General features: G+C 39.7%; 9 protein-coding genes and 1 pseudogene. 5 read left to right on the forward strand and 5 right to left on the reverse strand.

Annotation, left to right across the window (positions count from 1 at the left end; translation table 11 throughout):
- The first annotated feature begins 42 nt into the window (after positions 1–42).
- Entirely contained in the window at positions 43–549 is a 507-nt protein-coding gene (locus FJR05_RS16745) for a carbohydrate porin (RefSeq protein WP_168645162.1), read from the forward strand.
- Between the two features lie 46 nt (positions 550–595).
- On the opposite strand, the gene lnt is transcribed toward FJR05_RS16745, so the two are convergent.
- From lnt to FJR05_RS16760, 3 genes are all read right to left on the reverse strand, one after another.
- Positions 596–2,140 (reverse strand): apolipoprotein N-acyltransferase, encoded by a 1,545-nt coding sequence (gene lnt, locus FJR05_RS16750; RefSeq protein ID WP_168645163.1) that lies wholly within the window; start codon positions 2,138–2,140, stop codon positions 596–598.
- Positions 2,141–2,211: 71 nt separating this feature from the next.
- Complete coding sequence (gyrA, locus tag FJR05_RS16755; protein ID WP_168645164.1) at positions 2,212–4,845, reverse strand: DNA topoisomerase (ATP-hydrolyzing) subunit A; 2,634 nt, start codon at positions 4,843–4,845, stop codon at positions 2,212–2,214.
- Between the two features lie 372 nt (positions 4,846–5,217).
- On the reverse strand, positions 5,218–5,880 hold the full coding sequence (locus tag FJR05_RS16760) for a glycosyltransferase family A protein (protein ID WP_168645165.1): 663 nt from the start codon (positions 5,878–5,880) through the stop codon (positions 5,218–5,220).
- A 191-nt stretch (positions 5,881–6,071) separates the two neighbouring features.
- Between FJR05_RS16760 and FJR05_RS16765 the strand changes: the two genes are divergently transcribed.
- On the forward strand, positions 6,072–7,049 hold the full coding sequence (locus tag FJR05_RS16765) for a glycosyltransferase (RefSeq protein WP_168645166.1): 978 nt from the start codon (positions 6,072–6,074) through the stop codon (positions 7,047–7,049).
- Between the two features lie 34 nt (positions 7,050–7,083).
- On the opposite strand, the gene FJR05_RS16770 is transcribed toward FJR05_RS16765, so the two are convergent.
- On the reverse strand, positions 7,084–8,001 hold the full coding sequence (locus tag FJR05_RS16770) for an LD-carboxypeptidase (RefSeq protein WP_168645167.1): 918 nt from the start codon (positions 7,999–8,001) through the stop codon (positions 7,084–7,086).
- A gap of 75 nt (positions 8,002–8,076) precedes the next feature.
- Positions 8,077–9,075 (reverse strand): DMT family transporter, encoded by a 999-nt coding sequence (locus tag FJR05_RS16775; RefSeq protein ID WP_168645168.1) that lies wholly within the window; start codon positions 9,073–9,075, stop codon positions 8,077–8,079.
- 177 nt (positions 9,076–9,252) lie between these two features.
- Here FJR05_RS16775 and FJR05_RS16780 point away from each other — a divergent pair, with 177 nt between their 5' ends.
- From FJR05_RS16780 to FJR05_RS16790, 3 genes and pseudogenes are all read left to right on the forward strand, one after another.
- Positions 9,253–9,732, forward strand: a complete 480-nt coding sequence (locus FJR05_RS16780; RefSeq protein WP_168645169.1) for a molybdenum cofactor biosynthesis protein MoaE — start codon at positions 9,253–9,255, stop codon at positions 9,730–9,732.
- Positions 9,733–9,894: 162 nt separating this feature from the next.
- Positions 9,895–10,122: a photosystem II protein, Psb35-related gene (locus FJR05_RS16785; RefSeq protein ID WP_168645170.1), complete on the forward strand. Its 228-nt coding sequence runs from the start codon at positions 9,895–9,897 to the stop codon at positions 10,120–10,122.
- 575 nt (positions 10,123–10,697) lie between these two features.
- A pseudogene (locus FJR05_RS16790) lies at positions 10,698–11,894 on the forward strand (protein kinase); the annotation flags it as partial.
- Positions 11,895–11,950 lie beyond the last annotated feature (56 nt).

Here is an 11,950-nt window from a genome sequence, read left to right on the forward strand (position 1 = left end):
CTACTTCTACCTACCCTATAAACTCTCGAAAGTGGGGGGAGAGTGAAAAACTACGCACCACTACCCTATGGTTATCTTGATGCTGGTCCTGGTTTCTCTGTCTATGACTCCAACACAGGCACAGTGACATCAGGTGGTTTAGATCATGCCAATGCCCATACTTTTGCCTTTAATTTCGATTGGTTATTAAACCCAAAATTAGGAATTTTTGGACGTTATAGTTATGGCAATATTAATTTAGAACCAATTGATCAAACAGTGAATGTGCAATCTTGGCAAATGGGGATGGCTTTTCCCGATTTAGGCAAAAAAGGTGGATTAGGAGTATTAACTTTCGTTGCTCCGATGGATATTCAAAAAGGTCGTCAATACTTTGTATCTGGTGGTGGTGATGGTGGTAAAATATACGAATTAGAGGCTTCTTATTTTTATCCATTAAATGATAATATCGCTCTTGTTCCCTCATTTTACGCTGTTTTCAATCCTAACAATTTTAATAGTAATCCCAATATTTATGTAAGTAATTTGCGGATGCAATTTAGTTTTTAGGTAACACTTAATAATGTAACAGCAGAAAAAAATGAGAAAAATTAAATTATCGGAATATCCAGCTTAAAGCACTCAAAACCAATAATAAAGGAGTTAACCAATCACCCCAACGCACATATAAAGTCCGAGTTTGACGGGGATAAATAGTTTCTGCATGGGTTTGATAGGTATCATAAGCCGATTTCCATAAAGTTTGTCCATGAGGGTTAATAAATGCCGAATAGCCTGTATTTGTTGCCCTCACAGCCCATCTATCAGTTTCAATTGCCCGCATGATATCCTGGGCATGATGTTGATCTGCCATTGCTGCCGTATAATGGGCATCATTGGAAGAACTGAGGATAAATTTTCCACCCATAGAAGCTTGATAACGGAAATTTTCCGCAAAAGCAGATTCATAACAAATACCAATAATTACTCTTCCAAAAGGAGTATCAAAAATTTGATTAGCCTTACCCGGAACTTGATGTGCTTCTAGAGGTGATAAGCGTTGAATAAGTCCACCTAAAATATTTTCAAAAGGAATATATTCTCCTAATGGCACAAGTTTAGATTTATCATAACGGCTGGTAACTTCCCCATTCCCAAGAACCGTAAATAAACTATTTGTATAACTACTTCCCTGTTCACCAAATGCACCTACCCAAGCTATGACACCCTGTTCTCGAATAGCTGCTAATAAAGGAGTTTGTGGTAAAGTACGAGAAAAAATAGGTATAGAAGCTTCTGGAGTAAGAACAGCTTGGACTCCTTGATTAGTTAAACTTAAATATCCTTCAGTGTAAGCTGTCATAGCCCGACGCAAACCTTCAGGAAGAACCTTAATTTTATTAGGAATATTACCTTGAATTACACCAATTTTTAAAGCCGTATTCGAGTTTTCCGTCAACGGTTGACTGTAAAGAAAAAAGCCAATTAAATGAGCCAAAATAAATAGAGAAAAAGCCGAATAAATAGCAATTCTTTCTTCCTTTGCGCCTCTGCGCCTCTGCGTGAGATATTCAGCAATTAACCCATTAAACGCCACAATCACAGCAGTTACAGTATTCGGTCCAGAGAGTTGTCCTAAATGGAGAATTACGAGATTTTGCGGTGATTGAGTGTAAGCCAAAGAACTCCACCATAGAGGCCCTGCACTCCAGAGACTTTCTAACCCACACCAAATTACTGTACCAAATAGAACACGCCACCAAGGATTTCCCCTATCTAAACGCACCATTAAAGCCGCCCAAACAGTAACTAAAATTCCTCCCCACAGGCTAATAAATGCCCAGCAAAGGAGGGTTATAGTTAAACTAGGCAACCAAGGAACACCTAACCAATCCATTGGGTGAATCCCTGTAATCCATGACAGGGCAACTCCGTGATAACCGATACCCCAAAATAAGGCAAGGGGCAGGGGACGGGGGGCAGGGGGATCTGTTTTAGATGTATATTTAATAACTAATATCCACAAGGGAACAAGGGCAATCCAGGCGAAGAACCATGCACCAATGGGGGCGACGGTTGTTCCCATGAGTATGCCACTGAGGAGAGATAAGGTATAATAAGTGATGGGGTTGGAAATCTTTTGGTGTCCGAGTTTGATCATCTCCTTATGTCCTAAAGTATCGGAATTCAGATCCCCGACTTCTCTAAGAAGTCGGGGATCTGGTTAATTGTCTATTCGGCTTCTTCTAGTTCTCCTGTGTCTCCTGTGTCGGGGGGAACAATTGCAACTCCGGTAATGGCATCATCTTCATCTAGACGTTGCACTCTAACTCCGGTGGCTGATCTGGATTGGATAGAAATGGCATTCACTGCTTGACGAATAATGATACCGCGATTGGTGGCCATCATGATTTCTTCGTCGCTGTTGACAATTCGCAAGGTGGCTAATTTGTCTTTGGTTTTGCGGTTTTTGAATTTGGTAGCCATTAAACCCTGTCCGGCGCGGTTTTGGAGTCGGAATTGGGAAACAGGAACGCGCTTACCGTAACCGCCCATTGTAATGACTAACACCCAGGGTCCAATACTGTTGGTGTTAGTGACTTCTGCGATTTCTTCGCTATTTTCGATGTCGGCGGTTTCTAGGGTTTCTACGGTTTCTTCAATTTCAGCGGTTTCTTCGATTTCTTCGATTTCCCCTTCTATGACAGTAGCTAAGGTATCAAGAATAGCTGCTGGTAGGATATCCATGCCGATGAGTTCGTCTTTATTTTTGAGTTTCATGGATTTTACACCACGAGTGGCTCTACCGAGGGGACGCAGTTGATCATGGGTACAGCGGAAGTGAATGGCCATACCTTGACGTGAGCCGATAATTATGCTGTCTTCTACTCTAGCTCTTCTGACCCAGCGGAGTTGGTCGCCTTCTTCTAAGGATATGGCAATTAATCCGTTGGCGCGAATGTGGCTAAATGCTTCGAGGACGGTTTTTTTGATGTTACCGCCTTTGGTGAGCATGACAAGATATTCTTCGCTGCTAAATTCGTCTACGGGGACAATGGAGGTGATTTTTTCTTCTTTGGGAATGGGTAACATTTGCACAATCGGTGTTCCCCGACTGGTGCGCGAACTGACGGGAATTTGATATGCTCTGAGACAGTAAACGACTCCGCGATCGCTAAAGAATAAAATACTATCATGGTCGCAGCAGGTCAAGAAATGCTCGATGGTATCATCATCTTTGACTTTTGCGCCGGCTTTACCTCTGGTGGCACGGCTTTGGGATTCAAAGGTGTTGACGGGCATCCGTTTGATGTAACCTTGTTCTGTCACCATAATAATCGCCTTTTCATTGGCAATTAAGTCAATATCATCTATGTCTCCTTCCCCATGAGTAATTACTGTTCTCCGGGGTGTGGCAAAGCTGGTTTTGATTTGGCTGATTTCGGTTTCAATGATTTCTAGCACCCGTTCCCGTCTGGCTAAAATATCCTCTAAATCGGTAATTTTAACTTGTAAATCGTCGTGTTCGAGGCGGATTTTATCGGCTTCTAGGGCTGTTAGTCGGCGGAGTTGCATTTGCAAAATTGCGTCTGCTTGCACTTCCGACAGTCCATAGGTGGTGATTAATTCCCCTTTGGCTGTAGGTGCGTCTGGTGCATGACGAATTAAAACAATAATTGCATCCAATCGTGATAGGGCAATTAATAAGCCTTGTAATAGGTGATCTCGTTCCTGGGCTTTCCTGAGTTCGTAGCGGGTACGGCGTTCAATGGAGAGAATGCGGAAATCGAGGAAAACACTGAGGAAGCGTTTGAGGTTGAGGGTGAGGGGTTCGCTGTTGACTAATGCCAACATATTTGCCCCAAAGTTAGACTGTAAAGGGGTTTGTTTATAAAGGTTGTTTAAAACGACGCGGGGATAGGCATCACGTTTTAATTCTATGACGATTCTCATACCGTCGCGATCGCTTTCGTCCCGGATATCTGCAATGCCATCAATGCGTTTATCATTCACCAACTCAGCAATTTTTTCAATTAATGCCGCTTTGTTGGTTTGGTAAGGCAATTCGGTAATGATAATTGCTTCCCGTTCTGGACGGTTGCGTTGGGCAATGGTTTCAATATTGGCAACACCACGCATGGTAATTGAACCGCGTCCAGTGGTGTAAGCTTCTTTAATGCCACTGACTCCCAAAATCTGCGCCCCAGTCGGGAAATCAGGACCATGAATATACTGCATTAACTGAAGATCAGTTATTTCGGGGTTGTGAATGAGGGCTACTAATCCATCAATCAATTCTCCCAAATTATGTGGGGGAATATTTGTCGCCATACCCACAGCAATTCCCGAAGAACCATTTAACAGCAGTTGGGGAATGCGGGAGGGTAAAACTGTGGGTTCTTGTTGTGAACCATCGAAGTTATCAGCAAAATCTACGGTTTCGGCTTCAATATCTTGGAGGAGGGCTACACTGGTTAAGGCGTGCAGACGACATTCTGTGTACCGCATTGCCGCCGGCGGATCATTGTCTACTGAACCAAAGTTACCATGTCCACTGATGAGAGGCGATCGCATGGAAAAATCCTGCGCCATCCGCACCAGGGCATCATACACTGCCGTGTCACCGTGAGGGTGATATTTACCCAATACTTCCCCGACCACACGGGCGCATTTCCTGAAAGGGCGATCATGTAGTAAACCCAGTTCGTGCATGGCATAGAGGATGCGACGATGCACAGGTTTGAGTCCATCCCTAGCATCTGGCAGCGCCCGACCTACAATGACGCTCATAGCGTATTCTAGATAAGACCGCGACATTTCACCTCGCAAATCCGTCGGGATAATCCTCTCCTGTGAGGTTGTCATAAACTCCAAAACTCCAAAAAAATGTAGATTTTAGGCTTCAACTTGACAAAAGACAAAATTATGTCAAATTAACTTTGAATAGTTGTCATATTTTGCTATAATTCTAACATATTCTAACGCAATTCACACAAATACTATCCAATCTTCAAAAAGAGTTAATTTACAACTTACATAAACAGGCTAAATAATTGCCAACAATCTCCTAATTTGATTAATTAATTGCATCTAAAAATAACTTTCTTTAAAATAAAAAATATCTAGAATATTTTATAGATGCAATTGAAAAAATCAACTTGAAACGCTAACTGCAACCATTGGTAAATCCTGCCATTTTCTTGTCAATCTCACTTCAAAATTTAGATACTGGATATGTTAATTAGCAGAGGAAATTTCATCTAAGAAAACTTTGGTAATACTATCTTCTGCTCTAGTATAAACATAGGTTTCTGGTTCTTGTATTTTCTGAGTCTTGAAGATTTTTTCAGCCCGCTCCCATAAATCAACATCCTCTCCGTAAGCAATATTATTAAATCCCTTTAATTCAAAAAATATGCGTCTTTCTCCGAAAAATGTTGCCCCCGCAATACACTCTCTAATATTAATTACTTGATCGGGTTGGAAGTAATCAGCAACAAAAAATTCTTCGGCAATTTCACATCCACCTACAATCAAATCAATCTCTGGATTAGCTTGCATAAATTCCCACCGTGACTGTAAATGATTGGGTTTATAGGTATCGTCACTATCCAGAAATGTGATATAATTGCCAAAAGATGCTTGAATACCCGCATTTCTGGCATAAGCTAATTTTCGATTCTGATGTTTAAGATAACGAATATTATTAAATTTTCGTAAGTAATCATTGACAATTTCAAAAGTATGATCTCGGCTACCATCATCAACTACAATTAATTCAAAATCCTGAAAAGTTTGTTGAAGTACACTGTTTATGCAATCATTTAAGTATTCTGCTCGATTGTAGGTAGATAGAATAATCGAGATTGTAGGCTTAGGGTCAAAGTTTATACTAGGCATTTTTTGAAATTGAACAAAAGTTCCCTGAAATTAGGTATAACTCGCACATTATACGTTATTTATGGATTACTATAGCAGGAGTTAAGAGTTAAGAGTCTCTTACCCTATGGCTTTTACTGTAAGTTCTGTATCTCATGCAAGTGCATATCGCTATATAAAAATCACCCATTTGTCCAAAAGCATTAAATACTATGACTCAAAATCAGCTTATTCAACAAGAGTTAAATCCTCAAATTACAGTAGTTATGCCAGTGTATAATGGCGAAAAATATCTTGACACAGCAATAAAGAGTATTTTAAATCAAACGTTTACGAATTTTGAACTTGTCATTGTTGATGATGCTTCCACAGATAGCAGCGTAAACATTATCAATTCCTATCAAGATGAAAGAATTAAATTAATTAAAAACAATGTTAATCTGGGGATACCCACAACTAGAAATAAATGTTTGCAAGCATCATCAGGTGAATACATTGCTGTTCTAGATTGTGATGATTATGCTTATCCATCAAGATTAGCAGAACAATTTGAGTTTATGGAAAATAACCCAGACTTTGGTATGGTTGGGTCTTGGGTTGAATTAATGGATGATCAGGATAATTTGACCGGTGAAGTATGGAATGAGGAAGAACCCTATCAGAAAATTCCTTGTAGGCTGCTATTCCATAATTATTTTGCTCATTCAGCAGTTTTGATGAGAAGAAGTGCAATCAACGCAATTGAGATAAATGGAGAGGTTTACAGAAAAGATTATCCAAATGCTCAAGATTATGATCTATGGGTAAGAATATCCAAAAAATTCAAAGTTTGGAATATTCCCAAAGTGTTAATTAAATATCGTGTACATTCTAATTGTATAAGTCTAAAAGCCGCAAATTTAGTGGAAAAATTGACCTATAAAATACTTACTGCTCAAATCAATGATTTAGGTATTCAACCCACTGATAAAGAATTAGCATTACATAGACAAATAGGATCATATAATCCCCAAAAACTTGATACATCTATAGAGTACATGAAAGAAGTAGCAAATTGGTTAACAGTTCTCAGAAATGCTAATCATAAAACAGGTTTATACAATCATCATGATTTTAATCAAGTTCTCGCAGATTTACAGTTATTTATGTTTTGTCATTGTCTTAAAGAGGGAATAGGGAATAGGGAATAGATAAGAAACATAGTGTCTAATAATATATCTATATCTATGAGGTAAAATGCAATGTTCCTTGTCCCGCGTCCAATGTTGCCATTATTCCCACAGGTAAAGCAGCATTGGGATTATCATGACCAAAGGGGAGATGAGAAACTATGGGAATACACAAATCACCCAAGCGATCGCGCAAAACTTCCTCTACAGTAAAACTAGGGATGTTAGGAGGGGCTTCACATTGGGTAAATCCACCTAAAGCAATACCCCGAACTTGGGACAAAACCCCACTTAATCGCCACTGAGTTAACATCCTATCAATGCGATAAGGTACTTCTGTGACATCTTCTAAGGCTAAGATCACACCATCAAGGTTGGGTAAAATCGGTGTTCCTAAAAGATGGGTAGCGACTGTCAGATTACCAGGAAGCAAGATTCCCGTACTTGTTCCACCACCCCAACCACAACCTTTTAAAGGTTCAAGGGGACGACCTTCTAATATGTCCAATAACCGCTTAATTGACCATTCTGGCTCATTGGCTAGGGTAGTCATGACAGGACCATGTACACCGACAATCCCGGCGTTGTAGAGACTCCAAAGCAGGGCTGTGACATCAGAAAAGCCGATTAACCATTTAGGGGTAATAGTATTTTCTTGCCAAGTCCAATCTTCTAAAATCCGGGTGCTACCAAAACCACCTCTCGCGCAGAGAATACCCTTGCATTCTGGATCTTGCCATGCTGTGGCTAATTGTTGACGACGGTGGGCATCTGTACCAGCTAGATAACCATTTCTATTATCTATATTTTCGCTAATTTTAATCCGATAGCCGTGCGACTTCCAAATTTCTATACCTTGATTAAAAGCCTCAACTTCTCGCAATGCACCACTGGGGGCAATGACGCGCAGTAAATCACCGGGTTTGAGGGGTGGGGGTAAGAGGGCAGATTTGAGGTTTTGAATATTAGACATCGAGGGAATTACTGGCGGTTGTTAAATTTAAATTAGATAAAGAATCTACGGTAAAAGCCATACTGTAAGAGACTCTTAACTCCTGACTCCTGACTCCTGACTCCTGACTCCTGTGATAGTCGTTGTCTGATTTCCGCCGATATTGTCCCGTTGGTTAATTAAATAAATACTGATTAAGGTAAGAAAAACCCCAAACCATTGAATAGTAGTCAGGACTTCATTGAGAAAAATATAACCAAATATTAAAGCAAAAACCGGTGTGAGAAAAGTCAGAGAACTTAAACTGGTGAGATTACCACTAGAGGCAAAGTAGAAGAATAATCCATAGGCGATCGCACTGCCAAATACAGTAGCATAACTTAAAGCCAGCCAATCCGATAGTACAAGATTTTGCCACTGTTGGGATTCAAATACTGAAGAAATTCCCCATAAAGGCAAGCCACCGATAATTGTATGCCATCCTGTAGCCGTTACTGGATCTGCATATCGGCACACAAACCGAATCATCACCGTTCCCACAGCCATTGATAAAGCAGCCAGTAACATTAATAACTCACCACTATTAAATAACCCTTGCCAATTATCTATGGAAATGGTGATCCCCGCGTCAAAAACATGGAAAATCCACTCTTGCGGTAAACCAATCAGACTAATTCCTGTAATTCCCAAACCTAACCCCAACCATCCCCATAATCCAATATGTTCTTGAAATAGCCACAGGGAAAGTAAAGCTACTGCTAGAGGTTGGGAATCTATCATCACTGAACCTAAACCGGCATTGGTTCTGACTAAACCTTCAGCTAAAAAGCCTTGAAATAAAGTACCATCGACCAAAGCAAATATAATAATCCACAACCATCCTAACCAACTTTGAGGTTGAGGTTTACCCATAAATGCAGCCACCATGAGAATTAACACCCCCGCAGGTATTAATCTGACTCCCGCCATAAATAGGGGCGTGGTATGAGGAATTACGCCTTTCATGGCCACCATTGCTGTACCCCAAAGGAAAAAAGGAGCAATTAATAGTAGATACGCGAGGGGATTTTTAGATCCACTGAGTTGCACTTGCATGAGATGATTGTGGTTTTTATAATATAGATGAAAAAATTAGTTTAACTGATTTTACGGTTTTTAAAGTCTTGGCTGGTGGAATTAACGTCCACATAAACTTATAAAATAAGTATTAAACGCAGATAAACGCAAATAAACGCGGATGAATAAATCTAAGGATTTTTGTGAGGAGAATATATGATTACAACTAAACCCAGGGTTGAAGATAGTTTTGGGATTACATTAGCGCCATTGTCTGTGGAAGAAATTTACAGTAAGGCAGATAATCCAGCCAATGGTGCTGTGGTGCTGATGAGTGGTATGGTTCGTAATCAAACTGATGGTAAGTCTGTGGTAGCTTTGGAATATCAAGCTTATGAACCAATGGCTTTACAGGTATTTTATCAAATTGCTGATGATATTCGGCATCAATGGCCTGATGTGAGTCGGGTGGTGATATATCATCGCATTGGCAGATTATTAGTTGGGGAAATTAGTGTGGTTGTGGCTATCGGTTGTCCCCATCGTGGTGAGGCTTTTGCCGCTTGTGAGTATGCTATTGATACACTCAAACATAATGCGCCAATTTGGAAAAAGGAACACTACAGCGTAGTGAGTGAAGATGGTTCTCCCATAGCAGAGTCTAGTTGGGTATCTATTAAAAACTGTAACCATTAAATAATTTCTTGTGTTTGTGCGTTTTGTTACAAAAATATTACAGTGGGGAATACCGCACCCAGAGGAAGGGCATACACACCAAAAAATAATTTGCAAGTTTTGTTAACAATCTGTTATATTTATTTACATAAGGTTACAAAAAATCAAAAACGAGGTTCTCAAATGGCTATTTTAATTTCTCTATTGGTTGTTGGTTGGGTAGCAGTTTCCGTTATCGGTTCTCTCGCTTACTTCTTGGGTGAACAAAGCAAACCCATTCACGAACGTAACTGGGCTTCTGACAAGTTTGAAACTTTAGCTAAATCTATTACAGGTGTAGATATGGACTATACTCAGCGTGTGCCTGCCTATGCTATAGATGCTTACAATAGTCGCAACTTACCTCAATAGTGCTGGCATTACTGCATTAAAATTTAATGATCACACATTTGGTCTGAAACTATTATCTGAAAGTAGTTTCAGCTTTTTATTTTTTATACAAAACAACCACGACGGGGCGATCGCTCGTCAAATTGAAGAAGTTATATATAGTAGTCTGTCAAATTTATTTTGACGGGTAATAATATGAAAAAACTTCTATTCTTCACTCCCCTACTCCCCTACTCCCCTGCTCCCGTCATTTTTGGGTTGACAGATTACTAGTTCTGTCCCCTGACCGGGGACTGTACTTTCAATCACTACCCCCGTGATCTAAAAGAATAAGGTCAAACTTCCCCAATGTTGTGTCCTGGATCACTTCCTCCGTCAAACTTATAGAATACAATCAACTGTTGTATTAGGAATACCTTAGCTAAATTGAAAAAACCTTGATTCTTAGACTGGGTTAGGCAACAGCGTAACCTGACTCGTTTGTTTGTCTATTGATAACACAAAACCTCGTGAACGCTTACGTTCTCAAACTCAACCTACAAAAAGTGGCAAAGGTATTGTCTTAATGCAACGATTTATTTAGCAGGGAATACTTTATGGGTGCGATCGCTAATATCACACATTATCAAATCATTGAACAATTATATGCCGGTACGCGCACCTGCGTCTATCGTGGTATCTGTACCATCAGCCAACAGCCAGCTATTATCAAGATTCTGAAAAACGACTATCCCACATTCAGCGAATTGGTGCAGTTTCGCAATCAATATACCATTGCCAAAAGTCTCAATTCACCCAATATTATTAAAACTTATCATCTAGAATCTTACAATCATAGTTATGCCTTAATCATGGAAGATTTTGGCGGCATCTCCCTTCATCAATGGATGATGAATCAGGAAAATAAACTTGCTTTGTCAGAATTTCTAGAAATAGCTATTTCTCTATGTGACATTTTAGATATATTATATCATCATCGGATTATTCATAAAGATATTAAACCCAGCAATATTTTAATTAATCCTACCACCAAGCAAATCAAACTTATTGACTTCAGCATCGCCTCACTGTTGCCAAGGGAAACCCAAACAATCCAAAATGCCAATACATTAGAAGGTTCACTTGCCTATTTATCCCCAGAACAAACAGGAAGAATGAATCGGGGTATTGACTATCGCAGTGATTTTTATTCTTTAGGCGTGACCTTTTACGAATTACTGACTGGAAAATTACCATTTATCTCTGATGAGCCGATGGAGTTAGTACATTCTCATCTGGCTAAAACTGCCATTCCAGTTCATAAAATTAATTCGCATTTACCTGTGGCTTTATCGGCAATTATCAGTAAATTGATGGCAAAAAATGCCGAAGATCGCTATCAGAGTGCATGGGGAATCCGATATGATCTAGAGATTTGTTTGCAGCAGTTACAAGCTACTAATCAGATTGAATTTTTTAGAACAGGAGAACATGATTTTAGCGATCGCTTTATCATTCCTGAAAAATTATATGGTCGAGAACAGGAAGTCACTAAACTCCTGCAATCATTTGAGCGGGTATCCGCAGGGAACAGCGAAATAGTGTTAGTCGCTGGTTTTTCTGGGATTGGTAAAACTGCCGTAGTTAATGAAGTTCATAAACCCATAGTCAAACAACGGGGATATTTTATTAAGGGAAAATTTGATCAATTAAATCGGAATATTCCTTTTTCCGCATTTGTGCAAGCTTTTCGCAATTTAATGGGGCAACTACTCACAGAAAGTGATCTCCAAATCCAAAACTGGAAAAATAAAAGTAGTTTTTCACTCTCCCCCCACTTTCGAGAGTTTATAGGGTAGGTAGAAGTAGG

This window comes from Dolichospermum sp. UHCC 0259 (genome assembly GCF_009711935.1).
Taxonomy (GTDB): Bacteria; Cyanobacteriota; Cyanobacteriia; order Cyanobacteriales; family Nostocaceae; genus Dolichospermum.

Excerpts from the sequence above, each read along its gene's own strand:
- lnt (WP_168645163.1), bottom strand. The coding sequence starts at position 2,140 with ATGATCAAACTCGGACACCAAAAGATTTCCAACCCCATCACTTATTAT.
- FJR05_RS16775 (WP_168645168.1), bottom strand. The coding sequence starts at position 9,075 with ATGCAAGTGCAACTCAGTGGATCTAAAAATCCCCTCGCGTATCTACTA.
- FJR05_RS16780 (WP_168645169.1), top strand. The coding sequence starts at position 9,253 with ATGATTACAACTAAACCCAGGGTTGAAGATAGTTTTGGGATTACATTA.
- FJR05_RS16760 (WP_168645165.1), bottom strand. The coding sequence starts at position 5,880 with ATGCCTAGTATAAACTTTGACCCTAAGCCTACAATCTCGATTATTCTA.
- FJR05_RS16785 (WP_168645170.1), top strand. The coding sequence starts at position 9,895 with ATGGCTATTTTAATTTCTCTATTGGTTGTTGGTTGGGTAGCAGTTTCC.
- gyrA (WP_168645164.1), bottom strand. The coding sequence starts at position 4,845 with ATGACAACCTCACAGGAGAGGATTATCCCGACGGATTTGCGAGGTGAA.
- FJR05_RS16770 (WP_168645167.1), bottom strand. The coding sequence starts at position 8,001 with ATGTCTAATATTCAAAACCTCAAATCTGCCCTCTTACCCCCACCCCTC.
- FJR05_RS16765 (WP_168645166.1), top strand. The coding sequence starts at position 6,072 with ATGACTCAAAATCAGCTTATTCAACAAGAGTTAAATCCTCAAATTACA.